The sequence below is a fragment of the Kibdelosporangium philippinense genome (assembly GCF_021390435.2).
In the GTDB taxonomy this organism is placed as follows: Bacteria; Actinomycetota; Actinomycetes; order Mycobacteriales; family Pseudonocardiaceae; genus Kibdelosporangium; species Kibdelosporangium philippinense.
The window spans coordinates 4,025,449-4,049,201 of record NZ_JAJVCN010000001.1 but is presented as its reverse complement, the minus strand read 5'-3'; the positions used below and the strand labels follow the sequence as shown (position 1 = coordinate 4,049,201).

At 64.4% G+C, this 23,753-nt stretch carries 25 protein-coding genes and 1 pseudogene; 10 read left to right on the top strand and 16 right to left on the bottom strand.

What is annotated here, in order from left to right:
• Positions 1–18: 18 nt before the first annotated feature.
• Positions 19–1,338, bottom strand: a complete 1,320-nt coding sequence (locus tag LWC34_RS18720; protein ID WP_233726320.1) for an extracellular solute-binding protein — start codon at positions 1,336–1,338, stop codon at positions 19–21.
• A complete protein-coding gene (locus LWC34_RS18715; RefSeq protein ID WP_233726319.1) occupies positions 1,339–3,192 on the bottom strand; it encodes a substrate-binding domain-containing protein in 1,854 nt (617 codons plus the stop codon).
• Positions 3,193–3,307: 115 nt separating this feature from the next.
• Here LWC34_RS18715 and LWC34_RS18710 point away from each other — a divergent pair, with 115 nt between their 5' ends.
• Positions 3,308–4,723: a flavin monoamine oxidase family protein gene (locus LWC34_RS18710; protein ID WP_233726318.1), complete on the top strand. Its 1,416-nt coding sequence runs from the start codon at positions 3,308–3,310 to the stop codon at positions 4,721–4,723.
• Here LWC34_RS18710 and LWC34_RS18705 read toward each other — a convergent pair.
• Positions 4,720–5,730, bottom strand: coding sequence for a lysyl oxidase family protein (locus LWC34_RS18705; protein ID WP_233726317.1), 1,011 nt, complete (start codon positions 5,728–5,730; stop codon positions 4,720–4,722). The genes LWC34_RS18710 and LWC34_RS18705 overlap by 4 nt on opposite strands.
• Positions 5,731–5,800: 70 nt before the next feature.
• Positions 5,801–7,192, bottom strand: a complete 1,392-nt coding sequence (locus LWC34_RS18700) for an MFS transporter (RefSeq protein ID WP_233726316.1) — start codon at positions 7,190–7,192, stop codon at positions 5,801–5,803.
• A 41-nt stretch (positions 7,193–7,233) separates the two neighbouring features.
• Here LWC34_RS18700 and LWC34_RS18695 point away from each other — a divergent pair, with 41 nt between their 5' ends.
• Positions 7,234–7,821, top strand: coding sequence for a TetR/AcrR family transcriptional regulator (locus LWC34_RS18695; protein ID WP_233726315.1), 588 nt, complete (start codon positions 7,234–7,236; stop codon positions 7,819–7,821).
• Here the strand turns inward: LWC34_RS18695 and LWC34_RS18690 are convergent.
• A complete protein-coding gene (locus LWC34_RS18690) occupies positions 7,814–8,632 on the bottom strand; it encodes an NADP-dependent oxidoreductase (RefSeq protein ID WP_233726314.1) in 819 nt (272 codons plus the stop codon). The two genes, LWC34_RS18695 and LWC34_RS18690, sit on opposite strands and share 8 nt — an antisense overlap.
• Before the next feature lie 77 nt (positions 8,633–8,709).
• Between LWC34_RS18690 and LWC34_RS18685 the strand changes: the two genes are divergently transcribed.
• Positions 8,710–9,558, top strand: a complete 849-nt coding sequence (locus LWC34_RS18685) for an AraC family transcriptional regulator (RefSeq protein WP_233726313.1) — start codon at positions 8,710–8,712, stop codon at positions 9,556–9,558.
• Here LWC34_RS18685 and LWC34_RS18680 read toward each other — a convergent pair.
• Positions 9,503–10,873 (bottom strand): PepSY-associated TM helix domain-containing protein, encoded by a 1,371-nt coding sequence (locus LWC34_RS18680; RefSeq protein ID WP_233726312.1) that lies wholly within the window; start codon positions 10,871–10,873, stop codon positions 9,503–9,505. The genes LWC34_RS18685 and LWC34_RS18680 overlap by 56 nt on opposite strands.
• 67 nt (positions 10,874–10,940) lie before the next feature.
• Positions 10,941–11,525, bottom strand: a complete 585-nt coding sequence (locus LWC34_RS18675; RefSeq protein WP_233726311.1) for a DUF2625 family protein — start codon at positions 11,523–11,525, stop codon at positions 10,941–10,943.
• Positions 11,526–11,566: 41 nt separating this feature from the next.
• On the opposite strand from LWC34_RS18675, the gene LWC34_RS18670 reads away from it, so the two are divergent.
• Positions 11,567–12,571, top strand: coding sequence for a carboxylate-amine ligase (locus LWC34_RS18670; protein WP_233726310.1), 1,005 nt, complete (start codon positions 11,567–11,569; stop codon positions 12,569–12,571).
• Positions 12,568–13,527: an iron-containing redox enzyme family protein gene (locus tag LWC34_RS18665; protein ID WP_233726309.1), complete on the top strand. Its 960-nt coding sequence runs from the start codon at positions 12,568–12,570 to the stop codon at positions 13,525–13,527. The genes LWC34_RS18670 and LWC34_RS18665 overlap by 4 nt, the downstream gene beginning before the upstream one ends.
• On the opposite strand, the gene LWC34_RS18660 is transcribed toward LWC34_RS18665, so the two are convergent.
• From LWC34_RS18660 to LWC34_RS18650, 3 genes and pseudogenes are all read right to left on the bottom strand, one after another.
• Positions 13,481–13,714: a CDGSH iron-sulfur domain-containing protein gene (locus LWC34_RS18660; protein ID WP_233726308.1), complete on the bottom strand. Its 234-nt coding sequence runs from the start codon at positions 13,712–13,714 to the stop codon at positions 13,481–13,483. The genes LWC34_RS18665 and LWC34_RS18660 overlap by 47 nt on opposite strands.
• The gene (locus LWC34_RS18655; RefSeq protein WP_233726307.1) at positions 13,698–14,351 is read right to left on the bottom strand and encodes a HemK2/MTQ2 family protein methyltransferase; all 654 of its coding nucleotides are present in this window, start codon (positions 14,349–14,351) and stop codon (positions 13,698–13,700) included. The genes LWC34_RS18660 and LWC34_RS18655 overlap by 17 nt, the downstream gene beginning before the upstream one ends.
• A 39-nt stretch (positions 14,352–14,390) precedes the next feature.
• Positions 14,391–14,749, bottom strand: a pseudogene (locus tag LWC34_RS18650) (DUF6098 family protein).
• 138 nt (positions 14,750–14,887) lie between these two features.
• On the opposite strand from LWC34_RS18650, the gene LWC34_RS18645 reads away from it, so the two are divergent.
• Together LWC34_RS18645 and LWC34_RS18640 are read left to right on the top strand one after the other, a co-directional pair.
• Positions 14,888–15,388 carry a hemerythrin domain-containing protein gene (locus tag LWC34_RS18645; RefSeq protein ID WP_233726306.1) on the top strand — a complete coding sequence of 167 codons (501 nt, stop codon included), beginning with the start codon at positions 14,888–14,890 and terminating at the stop codon, positions 15,386–15,388.
• 35 nt (positions 15,389–15,423) lie between these two features.
• Positions 15,424–15,702 carry a hypothetical protein gene (locus LWC34_RS18640; protein WP_233726305.1) on the top strand — a complete coding sequence of 93 codons (279 nt, stop codon included), beginning with the start codon at positions 15,424–15,426 and terminating at the stop codon, positions 15,700–15,702.
• Here LWC34_RS18640 and LWC34_RS18635 read toward each other — a convergent pair whose 3' ends face one another.
• Together LWC34_RS18635 and LWC34_RS18630 are read right to left on the bottom strand one after the other, a co-directional pair.
• Positions 15,703–16,386: a J domain-containing protein gene (locus LWC34_RS18635; protein ID WP_233726304.1), complete on the bottom strand. Its 684-nt coding sequence runs from the start codon at positions 16,384–16,386 to the stop codon at positions 15,703–15,705.
• 39 nt (positions 16,387–16,425) lie between these two features.
• Positions 16,426–16,803, bottom strand: coding sequence for a methyltransferase domain-containing protein (locus LWC34_RS18630; RefSeq protein WP_233726303.1), 378 nt, complete (start codon positions 16,801–16,803; stop codon positions 16,426–16,428).
• A gap of 110 nt (positions 16,804–16,913) precedes the next feature.
• Between LWC34_RS18630 and LWC34_RS18625 the strand changes: the two genes are divergently transcribed.
• Complete coding sequence (locus LWC34_RS18625; protein ID WP_233726302.1) at positions 16,914–17,471, top strand: TetR/AcrR family transcriptional regulator; 558 nt, start codon at positions 16,914–16,916, stop codon at positions 17,469–17,471.
• A 159-nt stretch (positions 17,472–17,630) separates the two neighbouring features.
• On the top strand, positions 17,631–19,850 hold the full coding sequence (locus LWC34_RS18620; protein ID WP_233726301.1) for a PQQ-dependent sugar dehydrogenase: 2,220 nt from the start codon (positions 17,631–17,633) through the stop codon (positions 19,848–19,850).
• Between the two features lie 59 nt (positions 19,851–19,909).
• Here the strand turns inward: LWC34_RS18620 and LWC34_RS18615 are convergent, their stop codons facing one another.
• The 3 genes from LWC34_RS18615 to LWC34_RS18605 all read right to left on the bottom strand — a co-directional run bounded on the left by LWC34_RS18615 (position 19,910) and on the right by LWC34_RS18605 (position 22,381).
• The gene (locus LWC34_RS18615; RefSeq protein WP_233726300.1) at positions 19,910–20,944 is read right to left on the bottom strand and encodes an SAM-dependent methyltransferase; all 1,035 of its coding nucleotides are present in this window, start codon (positions 20,942–20,944) and stop codon (positions 19,910–19,912) included.
• 10 nt (positions 20,945–20,954) lie between these two features.
• A complete protein-coding gene (locus LWC34_RS18610) occupies positions 20,955–22,109 on the bottom strand; it encodes an esterase-like activity of phytase family protein (RefSeq protein ID WP_233726299.1) in 1,155 nt (384 codons plus the stop codon).
• An 80-nt stretch (positions 22,110–22,189) separates the two neighbouring features.
• The gene (locus LWC34_RS18605; protein WP_233726298.1) at positions 22,190–22,381 is read right to left on the bottom strand and encodes a PspC domain-containing protein; all 192 of its coding nucleotides are present in this window, start codon (positions 22,379–22,381) and stop codon (positions 22,190–22,192) included.
• Positions 22,382–22,473: 92 nt separating this feature from the next.
• On the opposite strand from LWC34_RS18605, the gene LWC34_RS18600 reads away from it, so the two are divergent.
• On the top strand, positions 22,474–22,941 hold the full coding sequence (locus tag LWC34_RS18600; protein WP_233726297.1) for a GNAT family N-acetyltransferase: 468 nt from the start codon (positions 22,474–22,476) through the stop codon (positions 22,939–22,941).
• On the opposite strand, the gene LWC34_RS18595 is transcribed toward LWC34_RS18600, so the two are convergent.
• Positions 22,929–23,681, bottom strand: a complete 753-nt coding sequence (locus LWC34_RS18595) for a TetR/AcrR family transcriptional regulator (protein ID WP_233726296.1) — start codon at positions 23,679–23,681, stop codon at positions 22,929–22,931. The genes LWC34_RS18600 and LWC34_RS18595 overlap by 13 nt on opposite strands.
• Positions 23,682–23,753: the final 72 nt, after the last annotated feature.

Genomic DNA, 23,753 nt, shown 5'->3' with positions numbered 1-23,753 from the left:
CAGGGTCTTCGTGAGTGGTTATGCGTGTTCTAACGCGGATAACCACTCACGAGCTTTGACCAGGGCGGCGAGTTCTTGACAGCCTTGTGCCCGGCTCTTGGCATCGGTGAGTCGCTGAGTGGCGTCCGGTGGCAGGCCGCCGCCACTCAGCAGCACCGGCCGCACGATGTTCCGGAACGTCTCGGCAAACCTTGTGTAGCACGGGGTTACCGGGCGGAGTTTGGCATTGTTGATGGCGTCCAAGAGCTCTCCCGCGTACGGACGCTGGCGTTGGACTTCGGCGTCCCGGTAGACGACCTCGCGCGTGGCAGCGAACCCGCCGCGTTCGAACAGGATCTGCTGGCTGCGTGGGCTGGTCAGAAACTCGATCAGTGCGCGAGCCGCTCGTGGCTTGGTGGATTTGCTCGACACACCGAGGTTCTGTCCACCTAGGACGCTCGGGCCGGGCAGCGGGACGACGGCGAAGAAGGCAGGCTGGTTGGCGTCATCCGAGGCCAGGCTCTGCAGATTGCGGAACGCCACCGGCCAGTTGCGCATGAACGCGACCTTGCCCTCGCCGAACGCTGTCATGCTTGAGGTCTCGTCGTGGTCCTGCGCTTCCGGCAGAATGAGGTTGCTGGTCAAACGCAGACCGTCGGCGAGCCTGCGCAATCCCGCACGTGCTTCTGGCGAGTCGATGCGTACCACGCCGTCCTCGTCCACGACCTCGCCGCCCTCGTCCCAGATCGCTTCAAGGGCGTTGACCACGAGTCCTTCGTAGTCGGCGAGTTGCGCTGTGTACCCGGCTTTCAGGTGGGCGTCACGGGGTTCGGCGAACAAGCGCCGGGTTTCGTCGACGATGTCGTCCCATGTGGACGGTTTCTTCACGCCCGGATTGCGGTAGTACATCAGGCCCGCGTCGGCGTTGAACGGCAGCGCCCAGAGTTTTCCTTCGTAGCGGGCGGTTTGCAGCGGCTTGGCCAGGAAGTCGTCGGTATTCACCTCGTCGAGGGACTGGAGGTAGCCACGTTCGGCGAATACCGCTGTCCATGCCACGTCGATGTTGTAGACGTCGACCTTCTCACCGGACGCCTGGGCATGCGCGACCATCTCGCTGTATTGCTCGTCCGCGCCGAGCGGAAGCTCCTTGATCTTCGCCTGGTTGTTCGGGTGCATCTGGTTCCACTGGTTCACCAGTTCCTTGCGCTGGCCGCCGTTGCTCTGGTCCTTTCCGGACATGATCACCAGTTCGCCCGGTTCCAGAGCGCTTTCGTCCGACGGCAACGTCACCCAAGCCCAGACCAAACCGGTGGCCACGACACCCGCGACCGCGCCAAATCCGAACGACGACCACTTCACCTAAACCCCTCCCAGCAAGCTGGCCAGATCGCCGGACAACGTGTCCACACTGGCCTGACGGCATCCGCCGCCGGTCCTGCTCGTCACGTCCATCAACACCTGTGTCCCGCAATTGGCCTCGCCAAACGCCAACACAAGCACCCGCACACCGGTCAGCGCCGCTAACTGTTGCGGCGACACGTCATTGACGTTGTTGTTGCCATCATTCATCAAAACAAGCACGCCGCCTTGGCCGACGGCATGCATCCCGTCGAGAAGCGCGCGGTGCTGCGGAGTGTTCCCAGAAGGCTGGATGTGCCTCAAGGAAGCCAGATCGACCTGGCGCACGCCCATTGTCGACGAGAACACGTTGTACGACAAAGGTCTCTTGGGCATCTGGGTGATCGCCTGAACGGCAAGTTCGTAGCGGGTCTGCCCGCCGACGCGCTCGCGCATCGACCCGGAAGCGTCCAATGAGATCAGCACACGCCCGGTCTTGCGGACTCCTTGCTGCATGGAGAGTATCTCCGCCCGGGTCGTGGCCGCGGGACTGGTCAGCTTGTCCTTGGCATTGGCCACTGGTCCGCCTTGCAGCACACCGTTTTCCTCGGACAATGGAGCCTGCAGCGGAGTCCCTGATGGCGGGCGCAGCCGTTGCGACACCATTGCCGTACGACCATCGGCGCTGTCGAGCCAGGCCTTGAAGTCCGTTGCCGCCTTCTGTTGCGCGGCACTGCGTTCGACGCCTGTCCAGTGCATCAGCACCAACGGGAGGTCGAGCGTGTGCGTGTCCACTGGATACACCGCGAACATGCATGCGGAAGGTCCATTGTGGGCATCGCACCCTCGGCCACGGGCGCCGCGCCGGACTTCCTGGTTGTACCGGATCAAGTCCTGCTCGGAGATGACCATCGCGGAACCCGCGGTACCCAGCTCATGTTGCCTGCGCAGCAAAGCAGCGACGGAACCACTTGGCGGATACTGCCCGGCCGCCATCGAACTGTCCAACCAGGACTCGACCGCGTGCGCCCGATCAGGATTGTTTCGCATGTGGACCATCGCGCCCTCGCTACCGTAGATCGCCACGGTCGCGAACTCGCTCACAGTCGATTTGGCTGGCCGGACAAGGCCGATGCCCGCCGCCTGCAACTGTCGCACCAGCGCGGCCCACGTCTGTCCCGTCCACTCCGGCTGTTTCGGGTCGATCCCGCTGGCCGCGGGCACCGCGAGCACGATCGGGGTCGAGCCGATCGAGTCCGTGACGTCCAGCCGCGGGCCGAATCTGATGATCTGGCTGCGAGTGTCGACCTCGTCGACGTGCATCTTGGTTTCTGGCAACCAGATATCCGGGCGGGGCGCCTCACGCAGGTACTCTTCGCTCCATTCGGCGCTGATCCCCGCGGTCGCCCTCGGCGCGGGCATCGCGGCGACGTGGACTTCCGCCGGGCGGCACTCCCCGTCCCGCTCGGCCATCGCGTTCTCGAACTGGTTGGCCAGGTCGCGGTACGCCTCCAGCAGCTCCGGTGTGGTCAACGCCCGGATCTGGGCAGGCGGCGCACATGGGACGAACACCGTGTCGATCGCCTGCGCGATCCAGGGTTTCGCCACCCACATCACGCCACTTGCCAGCACGCCAACAAGAACCACGGCGCCGATCCGCCAGTACGGCAGCCTGCGCAGCCAGCGCACAGCGAGCTCGACCATCCCCGCGCCGACCACAGCCAGCAACAACGCACCGAACGTGAACGCCATCCAGCCGAGCACACCGTCCGGCGGATCCGTCACGACGGCGACGGTGACGGTCCCGACCGCGATGAGCGCGGCGTTGATCACTTTGGCCCGGCCGGGTTCCCCCGATGGAACTTGACCGTTCATCGTGTCAAGCACACCTCCCCGGGCAGACACCCTAGACGGTCGTTGCCGCTTCCAGGACGTGAGTCACTCCGCAGAACCGGTGGAACCATCCGATCGGGTCGTGACTCTGCCTGGCATGGATCGAAGAACTCTGTTACGCGGAGCCGCGGCCGTTCCGGTGGCATCCGCTGTTGGCGCGTCGTCAGCATCGGCGACCGGAAACCGCGTTGTGGTGCTGGGCGCGGGCTTGGCGGGTCTGACAGCCGCGTACAACTTGATGCGGCACGGATATGACGTGATCGTCCTGGAAGCACAGAACCGGCCCGGCGGTCGCGTGCAGACCGCACGCGAGGGGTTCGCGCACGGTGGGCACGCGGAGCTCGGCGCGATCCGGATTTTCGAGACGCACGAGTACACCCTCAAGTACGTCAACGAATTCGGCCTGCAGCTGACTCCATACGACACTGGTCAGCGGGCGTATTTCGTCCAGGACAAGCGCTTTCTGCACCCGCCGCAGGGAACCGCGTGGCCGCTGGACGGTTTCGGGCCAGGGGAGCAGCCCGATCCAGGCAGGCGAATCTTCGAGATCCTCGGCGCCGGGATCGGCACACTGGGCAACGTTTTCGATCCCGGCTGGCCTGGCAGCGTGCCCTCGGCGGTCGAGTTGGACAAGCACACGCTTGCTTCGTTCGGACGCTCGGCCGGCGCGTCGAACACGCTGCTGGAAATGTTCTACGCCCAGGAAGGCCGATGCGGGGAGTGGAACGCGGCGGCCGTCCTCGCGATGGAGGCCGTCAGTTTCGGCAACACGCCGCAGAGCATCAAGGGCGGCAACGACAAGCTGCCGTACGCTTTCGCGGCCGCGCTGGGCAAGCGGATCAAGTACAACACCCAGGTCGTCCGGATATCCCAAGACGAACGTTCGGTCCGCATTGGATACTGGGACCGCACCGGGCGCCACGAGATCCGCGCCGATCGCTGCGTGTGCGCGCTACCGTTCGCGCCGCTGCGCCACGTATCGACCGACTTCACCGGCGCCAAGGCCGACGCGATCGCCAAGTTGCGCTACTTCCCGGCCGCACGCTGCTACTTTCAGACCCGGGGCCGGTTCTGGGAGAAAGATCCGCTCGGCCCGCTCGGCGGCGTGAACCTGATCGGCACCGACACGATGGCCGGCCGGATCTGGAACACCAGCTCACAGCAGGCCGATCCGCGGTTCGGCATGATACAGAGCTACATGTTCGACACGGATGCGTTGGCGTACGCCGGACACGGTCATCGCCGCGTCTCCCGGATGCGCACCCTGATCGGAACCCTGCTGCCAGGCGGGCAACTTCTGGGCTGCGCGGAAAAGGTGTGGCAGGAAGATCCGTGGGCAGGCGGCGGCTGGGGCTGGGTGCGTCCGGGCGAGCTGACCTGGATGCGCCCGGCGATGATGCGGCCCGCGGGCCGCGTGCACTTCGCGGGCGAGCACACGTCGTTGTGGATCGCGTGGATGAATGGCGCCATCGAGTCAGGTGAGCGCGTGACGCAGGAGATTCTGGCTGCTTAGTGGTGCCGCCGCCGGTGTTCCTTCGGGTGGTGGATCTGATCGCTCGACACCCTGGGACGCAACTCTTTCCCTGTTGCGCAGTGGTCCTGACCAGGGCAGCCGCGCAACAGGGTGACCCTGGGCGCCTTCGTGATCACGGCAGGCGCCTGCTGCGCGCGATCCGGCCACTGGATGGAGAAAGCCATCGAGGAGGTGTTGTTGTCGTACCTGGTCTCCAGCAGCGCGCCGCTCGCGTTCACCGTGTTGACCACGTCATACGTGCCCGACGGCACGCGCGTGATGTCCAACCACTGGAAGTCGACGTCGTAGCGGTAGTCATCGCCGCTGCCGACCGAGATCCCGACCTTCACGTCGGTCACCGACGGGTCCTTGAACGCGCATTGGTTGCCCTGCAAGTACTCCGACAGCCGGTACTCGGGGGTGTTGCTGTCTCGTGCCGCGTTCGGCAGGGATCCGAAGTCGCCGTTGATATAGCGGTCACCTAGGCAGAAGCCGTTCTTGCGGTCGCGCACCACGGTCCGGCCGTCCGGCGTGCGCAGCTGCATCTGCTCGAAGCCCATCAGGTGCCAGTGCTGGTGCATCCGCGCAGGCTCGTAGTACATGGTGTTCGACGTCTGCTGGCGTGCCTCGGTGTAGGACGCCGGGATCTGGCCGTGTTTGCCTTGCTGGAACGCCTGCCGCACCTGCATTGTGGCCGATCGGGCGTCGCGGCGGCCGAAGAGCAGCAACGGGCCGTCACCCACGTTGTCCTCGGCTGTGGTGAACCGCAGGCGCACGGCCCGGATCGCGCCAGCGGTGACACAGTCACCGCTTGGTGCGTCCGGGTCCGTGACCATGCAGACGTCCCACTCGTCGCACTCCGACGGGTCACCGGTGTATCCGCCGGGACAGCCGGGCGGCGCTTGGCGCAGGTCCGGAAGAAGCAGCTGTTCACCCGCGCTTGCCGGGGTGATGACCACAATCGCCGTCAGGACAGCCACCATTGCGGCGATCCAGGTCTTTCGCATGGTGCGAGCTTAGTGATCTTCGCATCCGGAAAGTCCATCCTGGACTCAGATGTACCCGGCCGAGTGACGACTAAACGAATTCCGCGTCGCGCGTGGGCAACCTCAACATCGCGAGTACGGCCGTCACGAGCATCACGCCCGCGCTCACCAACGCCGTCGTGGCCAGTCCGTCGAAGAACGCGGCCTTCCCTGCCTCCGCGATCGTGCGCCCGCCGAGTTCCGCGGCCATCACGCTGCCCAGGATCGCGACCCCGAGACCAGCCCCGAGCTCGAACGACGTCTCCTGAATCGCCGCCGCACCACCAGCCCGTTCCGGCGGCGCGCTCGTCATGATGCCCTGCGCGCCTGCGGTGGCCGCGATGCTGGCACCGATACCGAGCCCCACGAAGCCCAGCACGATTATCAGCCGATCCGCGCTGCCGCCCATCAGCGCGAACAGACTCAGTGACACCGCGATCAGGCTGAACGAGCCCGCCAGCGCGATCCGCATGCCCAGCTTGCGGACGATCGCTCCGGTCAGCGGGGACACCAGCAAGCTCGCCAGCGCGAGCGGCAGCAGCCAGAGGCCGGTCGTCAACGGGCTGAAGCCTTCGAACACCTGGAAATACTGTGTCAGGAAGAACACGACGCCGAAGAACCCGAAGAACGACAACAACACTGACAGCGTCGCCGCCGTGAACCGTTTGGCTTTGAACAGCGACAGGTCAAGCAGTGGGCTGTCCAATGTGCTCTGCCTGCGGATGAAGACGGTGGCAAGGGCCAGCCCGGCGACCAGGATCACGGCGGCGGTCGCCGAACCGTGACTGGCCAGTTCCTTGATGCCGTAGACGATTCCGACGATCGACCCCATGGACAGCAGCACGCTCAGCGGGTCGAAACGCCCTGGGTTCGGGTCTCGCGACTCTGGGACGTGCACGATCGTCAACGCCACGGCGACAACGACGATCGGCAGGCTGGTCAGGAACACCGAGCCCCACCAGAACCGTTCCAGCATCGCCCCTGCCACGATCGGCCCGATCGCCGCACCGGCCGCCGCGGTGGACGTCCAGATGCCGATCGCGAAGGCGCGTTCTTTCTCGTCGGTGAACACCGTCCGGATGATCGACAGGGTGGCTGGCATGATCATCGCCCCACCGATCCCGCGCAGCACGCGGGACAGCAGCAAGATCGCCGTCGTGTCCGCGACCGCCGCGACCACGGACGCGACGCCGAAGAGCACCATGCCCGCGATGAAGAACCGCTTACGCCCCAAGCGGTCACTCGCGGTGCCTGCCGTGACCAGCAGACCGGCCACGACCAGCGAATACAGGTCGACGATCCAGAGCATGCCGGTCGCGCTCGGGTGCAACGCGGCCGCGATCGCGGGTAACGCGACGTTCAGGATCGTGTTGTCCATCGCCACGAGGAGCAGCCCGCTGCACATCAACCCCAGAACGAGCCACTGATTGTCTCGTACGTCCATACCGTATGACCATACAGTATCGCCGTGAGTACGCTAGGGCTATGAGTCCACGGCGAGCTGGCGGCGAGAAACGCGCGGAAGTCCTCAACCATGTCGTCGAGGTCCTGATCGAGCGAGGCTACGACCGCACCCGCTTCACTGACGTGGCGAAAGTGGCCGGGGTGGCCGTCAGCACGCTGCAGTTCTACTTCGGCTCACGTGACGACATGCTTGTCGAGGCGTTGCACTTTTCGTGCGAACGGGAAGTTGTGCGGCTGGCGGCTATTGAGCCGGACGCGCCGCCGTGGGAACGGCTCGTGGCGTTGATCAACCACTCGCTCGACACGTGCGACATGAACATGTGGCGGGTGTTGTTCGAGTTCTGGTACGCCTCGATGCATGACGAGGAACTCCGGCAACAGAGCGAGAAGCTGCAGTTCGCCTGGAGCCGTCCGTTCGCTGATGCCATCGGCCGCGGGGTCGCGCTTGGGGTTTTCAAGGTCGACAACGTCGAGAACATGGTGACGTTCCTGGTCGGCATCCTCGACGGGCTGTTGCTTCCGCAGGTTTTGCGGCACGGGTACTACGACGTGGACGGGGTTCGGGCGACGGTGCTGGACGTGTTGGAAAAGGCGTTGAGGGTTAACTAGTCAAGATCACCTTTCCCCGGAACGTTCCCGCTTTCCTGCGCACATCAGCCATCGCATCGATCGGGTACGTCGCCGTGACGTCCACTGTGACCAGTCCGGCGTCGACCATTTCGACCAGTGCCGCCAACATGTCCCGGTCGTAGCGCATCACCACGTGTTCGCTGGGCACGTCGGCTTCGACCGGCGCCGCGGCCGAGATGACCCGTTCCCTTGCTGGCGGCGGCCATGGCGGGGGAGTGCCGACGAGGTGGATCATCACGTCGACCGGCGTGTCCGGGACCTGCTTGGTGTAGTCGATCACCTCGTCCGCGCCATGCCGGTAGACGGCTTCCGTGCTGCGGGGACTGGCGGTTGCGATGACATAAGCGCCTTTTCGCTTGGCCAGTTGCACCGCGAAGCTCCCGATCCCGCCGCCAGCGCCGTTGATCAGCACCTTCTGGCCTTTCGCGATCTCGTTGGTCACCTGCCAGGCCGTCAGCCCGGCGAGCGGGATCGCGGCCGCGTGGCGTAACGGAATGCTTTGGGGCGCGGGGACAATCCTGTCTTTGTCGGCGACGGTGAACTCGGCCGCCGCGCCGCTGTCCACGAAGCCGATGACCGGTCGGCCGTCGTGGTACCCCGCCAGGTCCCAGCCGAGGGTGTGCGGCAGGTCGATGTCGAAGATTCCTTGTCGCACAGCGAGTTCGGTCGGGTTGAACGAGGTCGCTTCGGTGGCGATGAGGACTTCGGCGTCGCCTGGGGCCGGGATGTCGACGTGGTCGATCCGGATGACCTCGGGACCGCCGTACTGATGGATTCGCGCAGCCTTCACAAAAGAGGACCCTAGGTCGGCGAAATGAGACGAACCATGGTTTCAGGTCTCTGATTTATATGAGATCGTCTCGTTCTGTGGACCTGCTCAGTGACGTCATCGCGGTGACGCGGACCGGCGAGCCCCGCTCGGCGAAGATCGCGTGGCACGCGCCGTGGAGCCACACGTTCGACCCGGTGCCGGGCGCGGCGGGCTTCCAAGTGATCTTGCACGGCAGCTGCTGGCTGATCAGACCGGACGAGCAACCCCTTGAGCTGCGGGAAGGCGACGTCATCTTCATGGCCCACGGCCAAGGGCACACCTTGTGCTCGATGCCGGAGTCGCACGCCACCGGAAGCCAGACGGTGACGCTGTGCGGAGCCTACGAACTCGACCCCGCCGGAGCCCACCCACTTTTGCTGACTTTGCCCGAAACTATCCATCTGCCGACCCGGCTAGGCATTGACCTGCGGCTAGCCGTCGAACTGCTGAGCTCGGAGCTGACCGAACCCCGCCTTGGCACGGATGCGCTCGTCCCGGCCCTGCTGGAGTCCTTGCTCGTCTACATTCTGCGTACTTGGTTCTCCACAGAGGACTCGCCGCCGGGCTGGGCTCACGCCCTACGCGACCCGGTCATCGCATCAGCCCTACACGCCATGCACTCAGACCCTGCTCGTCCATGGACCGTCGCGACACTCGCATCTGTTGCGGGACTTTCGCGTGCTCCTTTCGCTCGCCGGTTCGCATCGAAGGTCGGGCAGCCGCCATTGACGTACCTGACCTGGTGGCGGATGACGATCGCCGCCCAACTGCTCCGCGAAACAACAGATTCCCTCGCTGTCATCGCGGAAAAGGTCGGCTATGCCTCGGAGTTCGCCTTCTCGACTGCGTTCAAGCGTCAGTTCGGCTTGTCTCCCGGGAAGTACCGCCGCGGACCCTCCCAATGATCGCGTCGATCACCAGGAATCCAATGAGTGAAACGCCGAGAACCGGCAGATACCAAGCAAGCACGGCCGTCACCACGATGAGTCCGACAAGGACCGGCTTGGGCAAGCTACGCCAAGCGCCCCTTGGGAATGGGCGGCCAAACCCGAAACGGTCCTTTGTGGGCCGACGATGCCACCACATCCGATAACCCCACACGATCATCGCAAGCAGCGACACGCATACGGCGGCAAGTACAAGCTGGTTCACCAGTCCGAACAGGACGCCCATATGTGCGTCGATACCCCATCGAGTCAGCTTGGCGCCCAACGGGAAGTCGTCGAACTTGAGCTTGGCCAGCACCTCACCGGTGTTCGGATCGACCGCGACCGAGTCCTGTTTGGTCGGCCATCCAGTCTGGATCTGCTTGACCACATAAGCCTTACCCGATCCGGACGGCACCGCGATCTCAACCGGACCGTCCAATCCAGACCCGCGAGCGATGTTCAACACCTGATCGACGGTCGTCCCCGTCACTTGACCGCCACCTTGGTGCTCGCCGTGACCGCCGTGAAGAGGCACGCTCGCCGGAAGCGTCGGCGTCTCCCACGACAGCGCCGACCGGATATCCGCAACCGTCTCACTCGCATACTGCGACCACGTCAAACCCGTGGCGGACAGGAAAAGCAGGACGATCGCGACCCAAGTTCCGGTTGTCGCATGCCAGGACAGAAGTTTCCGGCGGCCTTTGCCCTTGGCCGGTCGGCGACGACCCCACCACAGGATCAAACCGCCAAGCACGACCACCCACAACCAGCTCGCCGCGAGTTCACTGTAAAGCCGTCCGAAGTCGCCGAGGTGCAGGCCCCGGTGCAGTTCGTCGATCCACGTGCGAACCGGCCCGGCCTGGCTGGAGCCATAGGTTTCGAGAGTGCCACGGACTTCACTGGTGTACGGGTCCACATAGGCCGTCAGCCAATGACTTTCAGCCAGATCGGCACGGCTGAAGATCACCTGCGTGGACGCGTCGTCAGCATCCCCTGGCCGCACCCGTACAAAGGTCGCGTCCGGCAATGCCCGCTGCGCGGCGTCCACTTGCTCCTGCAGCGGTTGCTTGGCCTGTCCTACTGGCACAGTCAGCTCATGGGAGTAGATCGCCCGCTCCAACTGCGGCGTGAAGATGTACAGCAAGCCACTCAACGCAGCGACGAACAGAAACGGCCCAACGAAAACACCCAGGTAGAAATGCAGCCGTAGCAGCAGTGGGCGTAAGGAGCCACGTCTTGCGGTCTTGGTGGGCGTGGCGGTGTCCGGCTCAGTCAGTTCGTCGGTCGTCATCGTCGTCCTCGGATTTCGCAGGGTGTCGGACAACGAGTCGGATCAGAACGCCGATTGGTTCCCGGGTCTATCCGTGGTGGAACGAGACCAGCTCGGCGAGCGGAACGACCTTCCGGGACACAGTGGCCAAGTCCTTTCCTTCCTCGGTCGATGGTGGTGGCCACGTGTGAATGCCCTGGTCCGGCCGGGTCTCGGCGACTTCCTCTGCCCAACCAGGCCACCGCAACGATTCGTAGAACTTGGTCAGCGAACCGGACAGGACCGCGTACAACCAGTCGGTATAGCCCTGCTCCAAGTCTTCCCACTCCAAGGTGTCCGGTGCGAAGTAGTGGATGGTCGGGCCCTTTTCGGTGGCGATCCAAGCGAACTGCCCGCCGAGCACGTCGTTGGCGACGTGGAGAACACCGGACGCCGGGTTGATGTCGGTGAGGATGCCGGGCAGGTGCTCCGCGCCCGAGCCGATCACGCGCAGCCACCCATGGTCGATCAACATCCCGCCCGAATACCGGACCACCGCGCCCAGCCATGAGTTCGTCGTGATTCCCAGGCGGTTCAGGCATTCCTCGGCTTGCGGGTGCTCAGGCAGTACAGTCACCGGATAGGGCGCCGCAGCGGTGGTCTCGGTTATCTCGTCCCATGCGGAAGTCGTCACAGGCCTGAGTTTCTCAGGTGGACTCGGGGTACACCGTCGAAGTGACGATCGGAGTGGAAGAGGAGTTCCTGGTCGTGGATCCGGCCACGCGCCGGACCGCGCCCCACGCGGACGCCGTACTCAAGCAGGTAGGGCGGTTGCCGGAGGGTGCGCGAGTGCATCCGGAGCTGCTCAGCACCCAGGTCGAATTCGCGTCAGGGGTCTGTGACACCGCCGATGAGCTGCGGAAACAGCTGGTGTCGGGTCGTGCGGAGCTGAGGGCGGCTGCGCGGAGGGAGAAGCTGGGGCTGATCTCGTCGGGCACGGCCGTGCTGAGCGGGGTGCACGTGCCGGTGACCGCTGGCGCCCGGTTCGAGCGGATCAGGGACATCTACCAGGGAGTGGTCGAGGACTATCAGGTTTCCGGCTGTCACGTGCACGTTGGCATTCCGGACCGGGACACGGCGGTCGCCGTGATCAACCACATGTCCTACTGGCTGCCGACATTGCTGGCGTTGTCGGCCAATTCGCCCTTTGAGAACGGGCGGGATACCGGGTACGCGAGCTGGCGGACCGTTCAGCAGGGGCGGTTTCCAGGCAGCGGGCTGACACCGTGGTTCGGTTCGGCCGCGGAGTACGACCACTTCGTGGACCATCTGGTGGACTGCGGAGTCCTGGTCGATCACGCCATGACCTTCTGGCTGGCACGGCCGTCGCCGCGATACCCGACGATCGAGGTGAGGGTGGCGGACGCCGCGGCGACCGTGGATGAAGCCGTCCAGCAAGCCGTGCTGACCGAGGGCTTGGTGCGATACGCCCAAGCCGAGCTCGATGCGGGGCGTGAGGCGAAGCCGATCCCTGATCAGCAAGCCAAAGCGGCAATCTGGGCAGCCGCGCGGCACGGCATGACCGGCCCTGCCATCGACCTGAGATCGGGACGTCCAGTGCCAGCCCTGGCCATGCTTGCCGAGTTGACGGACCTCCTAGGACTGCCTGAAGTGAAGGTCAGGCCACGTGTCACGGGTGATCCGGCCGAGGTCGTCGACGCTCTCATGGAGGACTTGTGAAGCTGCCCGAGCCGCGCGGCGAGCTGTCCGCAGCCGTGGTCGACCTACTCGCCGGGACCAGCAAAGTCCTGCCGGAGGTCGACCACGATCCCTACGGCGAAGACCTGCAACTGGCGCTGCACACTGCCTATGAGCTGCACTACCGCGGTTTCCATAAAGTGGATCCCGAGTGGGAATGGGATCCTGACCTGCTGAGAACCCGCCGAGAGATGGAACGCCTGTTCCTCAAGGCACTCAAGGAGGACGTGCCCGGCGGCGCGGACATCGATGAGGTGCTCGCACAGTTGCTTGTCGAGCCGGTCGATGGCGGAGGGATCAGCCATTTCCTGAAGGACCAAGGGGAGTGGTGGCACGTGCGGGAGTACTTCGTGCACCGCTCGATCTACCACCACAAAGAGGCCGATCCGCACATCTGGGTCGTTCCCCGGCTGCAAGGCCGCGCGAAGGCCGCACTCGTCGCGGTCGAGTTCGACGAGTTCGGCGGTGGGCGTGCCGAGCGGCTGCACTCGCAGTTGTACGTCGACCTGTTGGCAGGCGCAGGTCTGGAGACCGGATATCTGCACTACCTCAACGAAGTTCCGGCGCAGATGCTGGCCGTGGTGAACTTGATGTCGATGTTCGGGCTGCACCGGGCATTGCGCGGCGCGCTGGTCGGTCACTTCGCTGCTGCGGAAATCACCACCGCACCCAGTTCGCAGCGCATGGTCAAGGCGCTCAGCCGGTTCGACGCGGACGAAGCCTGCGTGCACTTCTACACCGAGCATATGGAAGCGGACGCGGTCCACGAGCAAGTCATGCGCAGGGACGTCATCGGCGATCTGCTCGACCGTGAGCCAGAATTGACCGAGTCGGTTGTTTTCGGTGTCCAGGCAACGGAATTGCTTGAGGGACGGTTCGGTGAGCGCGTGCTCAGTTCGTGGCGGGATGGGCGGTCTTCGCTTCACCGGAGGACTTGACTCGGGTTCGGTGACTGGTGTCGCAGAACGGATACCGTTTGCTACGGCGGCAAGCGCACATCGCGACGACGAATCGGTCGGATCGGACGACGGTTCCATCTTCCATCGTGATTTCGACCGGGCCGTCGATCAGAATCGGTCCATTAGGGACCACGACCACACGTCGCGGTTCAGAGGCTCGTGACATCGGCCCGGATCACCACCAGTTCCTCGTGTCGCTGACCAGGTTCGATCAGACCGGCCGACTCCAGCCATTCCGCCCGTGACCGCATGACCGGTCCAAACGGGATGATCTCGCGTGCGATCACGGCCGCCTTCAAGTTCGCGCCACGCAACTGGTTCACTGTCACGTCCGGATCGCACAGTTCTGAGTGGATGATCATGGCCATTCCTTTGTCGTGCAACAGCAAAGGAATCACCGCGCACAGCCGGTCAAGGATGGCCCGCCCTTGCATTCCTGCGTCCCACGCTCTCGCCTTGCCGCGTTCCGGAACGTATAGCGCAGGGACGTAGGGCGGATTCGCTAGCACCACGTCAAACCGTTCGCTCCCGACAAGATCGCCGAAATGACCGCGCAGCGCGCGAATCGGCACGCCATTGAGCCGCCCGTTCATCCACGCGGCCGCAGCGGCTCGACGGGACACGTCGACCGCGGTCACCGCACCAGCCCCTAGCTGACCTGCGGTCACGGCGAGTGCGCCAGTGCCCGTACATACGTCCAAAACGCTTGCTCCTGGCGGAAGCGGCGCGGTTCGCAACGCCTCGGCCAGCAACCAAGTGTCTTCTTGCGGGCGGTACACGCCAGGAGGTCGAAGCAGCCACATAGGACATCTGTTCCCGGTGCGCGACCTGCCAAACGGTTGTCACGCACTGGACTTTCCTGCATTCATCCGTTCCGTGTAGCGCTGATGCGCCTCGGCCAACAGTTCGTCGCCCAACCATGCGACCGGTTTGACGTTCACGAGCAAAGGCTCGTTGTCCGGACCATGACTGGTCACGTCACCCGTCAACACCCAAGGACGGGCGCCTTCGTCGAGTTTACGGAGATACTGGCAGATCCGGCGCGCCATCCAGTCCTCTGTGGGCAGTGTCCACATGACGGCGGACGCAAGGGATTGGCGGAGTGACCCGGCATCCGCAGGCCACTTTCATGGTCCACACTGGGATGTGCCGCGTCGGCCTCGGGGCCGGGAGAGTAACGCAGGAACAGCGGCAGATCCATGGCCATGAGCTCGATCAGCTGATCGAGCTTGGTCAGCACGGGCATTCCCACGCCGCTGGCATTCCCGGCAACAGCGGTATTAAACGGCGGAATCGCTGGGTAATCCCGCGGTACCCGTACTGACTTTTGGAGGAACCCATGTCCACCGACGCGATCGTGCTGCTGAAGGAAGACCACAAGGAGATCCGCAGGCTGTTCACCGAGTTCGAGAACGCGGGGGAGAACGCGACCGCGACGAAGGGCAAGCTGGTCGACAAGATCCTCGAACTGCTCACCGTGCACACGTACATCGAGAACGAGTGCATGTATCCGGAAGTCCGCAAGCTACTGCCGGAACTGGAAGACGACGTGCTCGAGTCCTATGAGGAGCATCATGTGGCCGACGTGCTGTCCGTCGAGCTCGCGATGATGAAACCGGAGGACGAACGGTTCGACGCGAAGACGACCGTGCTGATCGAGAACGTCAAGCACCACATGGAGGAAGAGGAAGCCGAGTGGTTCCCGAAGGTCAGGGAGGGACTCGGCCGCAAACAGCTGCAGGAGATCGGCGCCAAGATGATCGAACTGCGCGAGAAGGCGCCGCGCAAGCCGACCCAGCCGAGCGCGCTGAAGAAGGCCGTCGACGCGATACTCTCGTAGTGGCGGGGACGCCACCAGGGGAAATGGAGTAGCCGATGACCGAGCAGCAGGATCCGAACATCATCGACGCGGAGATCGTCGAGACAACGCCGCCGCCGGTCAAGGCGCCCGAGTTCGACTACACCGAGGGTGGCGTGCCCACGTTCGACTACGTCCGCGACCGGATCGAGAACCGGGTCGCCACCTCGATCGGCGCCAACGAGCTCGCCGAGGGCACGCCGCAGGCCAAAACGATCGACGAGCAGATGGCGGAGCGGGACAAGGCCGGTCGCGACAAGCTTGAGGAGATCCGCAGGCAGCTACGTGGCGAATAGTCAGAGGCGGTAGCCGTGATCCAGCAGCTTGGCCACCGTCGGATGGTCAACGAGACGCTGGTGAAAGTCGTCGGCCTGCTGGCGGATCTCGATGGCGCGCTTGCTGATCGGCCATAAGCCCGCGACCAGCAGCGTGATGATCACGGCCCATGTCAGCAGCAGCACGAACAGGGAATGTGACGGCTCGAAGAACAGCCACAGATAGCCGATCATCCCGACCAAGCCGAGCAACGCCGCCACCAGCACCGCGAATCCGACTCGGGAGGACGCTGTGGCCGTCTGTAATGCCGACACCATTCGCCTGTCGCGCACGTTGACCCGCTGTGACCAGCACCAGTCGCAGTAGGGCAGGTCGACCTGCTGGTCAGGGGCGTCGAGCTTGGTCAGCACGACCACCAGCGGCCGTCTGGCGGTACGCATCCCACACGACCAGCAGACCATCCGCTTCCATCGGTCTGGTCTGCGACGCGTCTTGGTCGTGGTGCTTTCACGCACAGTCGGTTTGATGACCGTGCGGGTCGCCCGGACGTTCCGGTAGGCGTGCTGAATCAGCTGAAACGTGTCGACATTGCCGCCGTTGTCCGGATGCGCGCGGCGGACGAGCCTGCGGTACGCGGACCTGAGTTCAGCGTCCGAGACCGACTGGGGTACGCCAAGAATGGCGTAGAAGTCGACATCCGGCATGGCTCAGTACAGTACCGCCGTTTGTACCACCCGAATGTGTCACTTTGACGCACTCTTGTGTGCCAGCAACATCAAGTACCACGGTGCGGGTGTTCGCCACGGCACCGGTCGGATCGCCGCGTCGAAATCCGCTTCACCCAGTACTGCTGTCGTCGCGTCAAGGCGGTGTACTTCCACGTTCGACCAACCGGCTTCGTCGATCCGGTGTTGCGCGCGCTCGACCAACGGGATGCTGAAATCGAAGGCGGAAAGCCTGCCTGTGTCGCCGATGGCCTGGCGGACCAGCCTGAACTCGGCGCCCGCGCCGCACCCGACGTCGAGCACCGATTCGCCCTCGGTCAGCCCGAGCGCCTGCACGCTGAGATGGCGGTGCGACTCGCCGAGCTTCTCACCAGCCCTGAATCCCCTGCTGGCCACGTCCCACAGAAGCGCTGCTGCTTTGTGGCTGTCATCATTCCCCCTTTACAATGCGCCTGCATTGCAACCATATGCGACAATGCGGTCGCATGGCAACGGGAGGGGTAGGCATGCCACGGCAGGTCGATCATGAGCAGCGGCGCCAGGCGATCGCCGAGGCCCTCTGGCGGATCGTGAGCACACAGGGGCTCGAGGGCGTCAGCCTGCGCAACGTCGCGGCCGAGGCCGGGATTTCGATGGGGCTCGTCCAGCACTACTTCAGGAGCAAGGACGAGATGCTGCTGTTCGCCTACGCGACCCTCAGCGTGCGCATCGAGAACCGCCTGCTGGCTGGTTCTGGGTACCAGCCGACGCTCAAAACCCTGTTTCTGGAGATGCTTCCGCTCGATGACGAACGGCGCGAGGAAGCACACGCGGTTGTGGCGTTCATGACGCGGGCCGCGGTGTCGCCTGCTTTCGCCGAAGCGGCGAACGTCGACGCCGGAGCGTTTCGTGCATACATCACCAGCCAGCTGACCGCCGCGGGAGTGCCCGATGCGGAGCAGCACACCGAAATCCTGCTGGCCACAGTGGACGGGATGGCCGTGCGCATCCTGGCCGGGTATCTGACGCCAGAACAGGCCGTCAAAGCGCTCGACACATATCTGGCCGCGCTCGGTTGCGGATAGCGACCGCGTTGGTCCACTTGGCACGGTGACTTGCGCTTATCGGTCCCATGTCTGATGTGCGATGTGCACCAGTTGGCCGAACCTGGTACCGCCGTCTGTCCGATTCGCGATGTCCGCGACGAACCCCATGCCGTGTCGATTCGCCGAGGGGACCGTCGCATGAAACGACTTCTGACTGTGCTGGCCATGATGGCCGGCGGGCTGGTCGCATTACCTGGCGGGCTGGTGGCTTCCGCCGCTGTGCCCGCTGGTTTCACTGACACAGCGGTGATTTCCGGCCTGTCCGCGCCGACGCAGGCTGCCTTTGCCAACGACGGGCGCGTGTTCATCGCCGAGAAGAGCGGGATCATCAAGGTCTACGATGGACTCGGCGACACGACGCCGACCGTGTTCGCCGACCTCAGGCCGCAAGTGCACGACTTCTGGGACCGCGGCTTGCTCGGCCTCGCGCTCGACCCGCAATTTCCGGCCACACCGCATGTCTACGTGCTGTACACCTACGATTACCTTGGGTGGGACGATGTCTGTCCCGACCCGCCCGGCGCGACCAACCAAGGCTGCCTTGTCCAAGGCAGGCTGTCGCGGCTGATCGCCAACGGCAATACGGCGTCCGCCGAACAGGTCGTGCTGACCGACTGGTGCCAGCAGTATCCGAGCCACTCCATCGGCTCGCTCGCATTTGGACCGGACGACGCCCTGTACGTCAGCGGCGGCGACGGCGCGAGCTTCAACTTCGCCGACTGGGGCCAAGTCGGCAATCCATGCGCCGACCCACCGAGCGCTGCGGGCACCAACCTCAGCCCGCCATCGGCACAAGGCGGTGCGCTGCGTTCCCAATCCGTTCGTCGCCCGTCCACTCAACCGCGCACATTGGACGGAACCGTCATCCGCATTGACCGGAACACCGGTGCGGGCATGCCCGGCAATCCGTTCGCGTCGAGTGCAGACGCCAACGCCAAGCGCGTCATCGCCTACGGCCTGCGTAACCCGTTCCGGATGGGAATCCGGCCTGGTACCAACGAATTGTGGGTTGGCGACGTCGGCTGGGGCACGTGGGAAGAGGTCAACCGGATCACCACCATCGGTGACGGCGTGGCGGAGAACTTTGGCTGGCCGTGCTACGAGGGCACTCCACGGCAGTCGGGCTACGACAACGCCAACCTGACCTCGTGTGAAAACCTCTACGGAACAGGGCAAAACGCGCCACACTTCGCGTACAACCACGACAACAACGTGGTCGCGGGGGATGGGTGCCCGACCGGAAGTTCGGCCGTCGGCGGCATCGCGTTCGAGAACAACAGCAACTATCCCGCGGAATACCGTGGCGCGTTGTTCTTCGGTGACGCGACCCGCGGATGCATTTGGGCCATGCGCCGCAACGCATCCGGTACACCCGACCCGTCGCTGATCACGCCGTTCGTGACCGGCGCCAACGTTCCTGTGCACGTCTTGTCTGGTCCTGGCGGCGACATTTTCTATGTGACGCTCAATGGTGGACAACTGCGGCGTGTCAGCTATCCGACTGGCAACCGTCCGCCGACGGCTGTTGCCACGGCGAACCCGACCAGCGGTGCGGTGCCGTTGAACGTGCAGTTCTCCGGCTCGGGATCAAGCGATCCCGATGCGCAACTCTTGGCGTACGCGTGGGATCTTGACGGCGACGGCGCCTTCGACGACTCGACCGCGGTTAATCCAACGTGGACGTACACAGTGGATGGGATCGTGTCGGCGCGCCTGCGGGTGACCGATCCTGGCGGGTTGAGCGATACCACGACAGTGGTCGTGACCGCTGGCAATCCCGCCAACCCAGACCCAGTCCCGGTGATCGACAGTCCGGATACGTCGTTGCGCTGGAAGGTCGGCGATCCGATCACGTTCGCCGGTCACGCGATCGACGCGCAAGACGGCTCGCTCCCGGCGAGTGCGTTGTCGTGGCAGCTGCTGTTGCAGCACTGCCCGAGCAACTGCCATTCACATACCGTGCAGAACTTCAATGCCACGGCAAATGGGAGTTTCTCGGCGCCTGACCACGAGTATCCGTCCTATCTGGAGCTCGTGCTGACCGCGCGGGATTCCAGTGGCCGCACCGGATCCACGTCGGTCCGGCTTGATCCGCGGACCGTCCAGCTGACGTTCGCCAGCAGCCCATCGGGACGGACGCTGACGCACTTCAGTCAAGCCGCAACGGCGCCGTTCTCGCGGACCGTGATCGTGGGTTCGGTGAACTCGATCAGCGCGCCAAGTCCACAAGGGAGCGGACTGATCCGGTACTGCTTCCGGTCATGGTCCGACGGCGGGGCGCAGAGCCACACCATCGTGGCCCCAGCCACCCCAACGACCTACACCGCCACCTACCGAACCGCCCTCCTCTCCTGTTAGCCCAGCTCAGCCCTCGTGAGTGGTTAGCCGTGTTAGAGCACGCATAACCACTCACGAGGTCATTTGAGCTGGTAGAAGCGCCAGGTGTCGGCTTCTACGGGCAGGATCGTGACGTCGGTGAACCCCGCCGCCTCCGCGTACTTGCGGAGGGTGGCGGGGCGCATCACGGTCCCGGTCATCGCCGAGTCCGGATCACCCATGGTCGCGGGCAGACAGGCGACGAGGCTCCAGCCGTACTCGTACTGTTCGAGCGCCGGGCCGGGAGCTTTGAACTCCTCATCCGGTTTGACGTCGAACACCAGCACGGATCCGCCAGGCGCCAACAGGTTCCGGGCGGTTGTCAACGCGTCGACCGGATATTTCATGTCGTGCAAGGCTTCGATGACGAACACGACGTCGAACGGCTCGGCCGAGGTGAGCTCGCTCGCGTCCTTCGCGGAGAACGTGACCCGGTCAGCGACACCGGCCTCGGCGGCGTTGCGTCGCGCGATCTCGATCGCCCTGGCATCAAGATCGAGACCGTCCACAGTGATGTTCGGATAGGCCTGCGCCATCGCGATACTCGTCCAACCAAGACCGCACGCGATATCAGCGACCCTGGCGCCATCGGACAGTCGCTTGTGGACGTCCGGAATCGCGGGAATCCATTGCTTGCCAAGCAGATTGAGATACTGGGCACGGTTGGGATTCGCGCGCCCTTCCGGCTCCCACGGGATCGGGCTCGGTGCCGCGCCAGTCCGGTAAACCTCAACGAGTTCCGGCAACCGGCGGGCGACTCGGGCCAGATCGATACTCGGCTGGGTCGCGTACAACACGTGATCAGGGTCGGCCAGCACGGGAACGTGCTCAGCAGGCAGGCCGAACAGCCCGTCGGCGTCCACAGTGAGCAGACCGCTTGACGCCTGGTGTTCCAGCCATTCCCGGGTGTAGCGCTCGTGAGTCTGGGTCCGCGCGGCCAATTCGGCTGACGTCATCGGACCGCCATCGGCGAGCGCCCGGTAATAACCGAGACGCTCGCCGAGGTACACCGCGTACATCCGCAGTGTGGCAGTGGTGTTCTCGAACAGCAGCTTGGCCAGCGCGGCGGAGTCCATACCGGAGAAGCTAGCGCAGGTCCTCCGGCAAGCGCACGACAATGAACTCGTTGTTGTCCGGCTTGCCAGCCGTCCGGCCGGAGGAGAACGGGAAGTTGTTGTCGTTCAACACCCCGAGCGTCCGGTCGTCAAGCAGCACAAGGTCCTCGATGGTCTGGAACGGGAAGGTAAACGTCTCGCCGAAACCGCCGACCTTGCGTGGGTTGGCGATGTTCATCAGGTCGACGAGCAAGGTCTTGTCCAGCTTGCCGTCCCGGTCCCGGTCGCGCTTGTCGGCGATGTAGACCCGCTTGATCTTGGCGGTCTCGCCCTGGCCACCGTCCCGCTCGATGATCAGGAGCCGGTTGCGGTCAACCGTGATGGCGTCACCGATCGCGAGGTCAGGCGTGCCCAGCTGGTAGATCCACCGCTTGCCGGTGTACTTGTTCGTGGCGATGTCGAACTCGTTGAGTCGCAGCGTGCCCGGCTCGTCACCCTGAACAGTGCCTTCGAGCAGCGCGTTGAGCGTGCGGCCGTCCGGTGAGATCGTCAGGCCCTCGAAGCCCTTGCTGCTGTTGATGTTCGGCGTGCCGTTGGGGTTCTCCGGCGCGAAAACCCGGGGAAGCGGGACGGGAGCTGCCAACAGGCGGCCAGCGCGGTCGAAATGCAGCAGGTAGGGACCGAATTCGTCGCCGAGCCAGAACGTGCCGTCACCGGCGCGGACGATCGACTCCGGGTCGAGGTCCGCGCCGGTGAGAACCCGGTCCGGCCTGGTCAGCGGGAACGGAACGTGCCGGTCCGGGTCCGTCAAAGTGATTCCACCGAGCACGTCGACGCGGCCTCGGGTGAAATCAGGTCCGATGTGGTTGATCCGCAGCGCGAAATCGGCGCTGTTGGCCTTGTTGCCGTAACCGTTGTCGGTCAGCACGTGGAATGTGCCGTCCTGGTTGCGTACAACGCCGCTGAAGCCCTGAATCGGCTGGTCGGCGAACGGCGGCGTGACACCGTTGATCGGCGCGGTGCCCAACGCGGCACCGGACGGCTCGCTGGCAGGCACGAACGTCTCCGCTGGCAGGGAGGCGAACTGCAGCAGCGTTGGCCGCCTCGACTCGTGTGCGGGCGCGGCTGGTGCCACCACAACCGCGGTTACCAGCACGGACAAGCCGATGGCCAGGGGTTTTCTCATCACGATCCGATCTATCAGGTGGAGCTGAAGCGTGCGGCGACGCTAAGACCACCAGATGAACGGAACGTGGACAAGATCGATCAGTAGGCCCGCTGTGGCATGACGATCCACAGCACGATGTAGAGCAGGAACTGCGGGCCTGGCAGAAGGCACGACAGCAGGAACACCAGCCGCATCGTCTTCGGTTTCCAGCCGATCCGCTCGGCCAGCCCCGCGCAGACGCCCGCGATCACCTTGTTATGTCGTGATCGGGTCAAAGTCATGGTTGCCATGTCAGTAATGTTGCCTGAGTCCGATTCACCGAAACATCGGTGAAGACCCCGGACCCGACCCTGAACTTGGCGTTCAGGGGCAGGAGGTGGCCGTGTTCACCGATCGGCTCGAGCTGCGCTCGTGGACTGTGCCCGAGGCGGCCGCGGTGGTGAACGGCGTTCGACTGGCCGACTGGGCCGACGACTTCCCGGCGGAGGGTGATCAGGTCATCGCCGAGTTGCTCGACGAGAACCCGTTGTGGCTGGGGGAGTATGGCCACCGGCATGTGGTTGAGCGGGCCAGCGGTTTGGTTGTCGGGTCGATTGGTCTGTTCTGGCCGCCTGACGACGGCACTGTGGAGATCGGCTACGGGATCGTGGCGTCGAGGCGTGGGCTTGGTTTTGCCTCGGAGGCGGCGTTGGCGTTGACCGAGTTCGGTTTGACGTCGCCGGACGTGCACACGGTTTGGGCGAACGTGGAGTTGTCGAATCCGGCGTCCATCCGGGTTCTGGAAAAGGCGGGTTTCCATCGGATGTCCACGGACATCGCGGAGAAGACGGCTTTGTATCAGCGAGGCTGAGCTCTTGCGGCGAGCCCGTCGAGAATCGCTTTGAGGCCCAGGTCGAACGCGTTCGCCGCGGCTTCTCCCGCCGTACGGTTGAAGCCGCCTTTCTTCCAGGTCTCCTGGATTGCCGAGTAGCGCTCGGGGTCGAACGTCGTTTCCCAGAACACCTGGCGGGCGGCCCACCAGTCGGCGTCGGATTGGCCGCTGAACCGCTCGGCGTGCGTGTGTTCGGCCAGCACGGCGGCTGCGCTTTCAACGAACGTGACAATGGCGTCGCAGGCTGCTGACACCTCGATCGCGGCGAGTCCGGCCGTGGACAAGGCGGCGATCAGGTAGTTGTCCCTGGCGAGCAGGCCGGGGCCGAGGGGTGGTCGGGTGGTGGAGACCATGCGTAGCCACGGATGGCGCGTGTGCAGGTCCACTGTCCGGTAGGCGTAGCGTTCCACCTGCTTTCGCCAATTGTCCGATGTGGACTCAAGGTACAGCTCCTGCCAGGCGGAATCGAGCATCAGGTCAAGCAGTTCGGCCTTGCCAGGTACGTGCGTGTACAGCGTCATCGTGCCGACGCCGAGTGACGCGGCGACCTTGTCCATGGTCATGGCGTCGAGGCCGTCCTGATCGGCGAGCGTCATGGCAGCGGCGACGATCTTGTCCAGCGAGACCTTGGGCGGCCTGCCACGCCCGGATCGCGGCTGCTCCGAGCGCCAGAGCAAGCGAAGAGTCTCCTGGGCGTCGCCGCCACCGCTGCGTTCCATCCAGCCTCCCCTTTTTCCGTACATGCTACGGTATTGATTAACCGTAGTCCGTACGGAAAATAAGGAGGACGT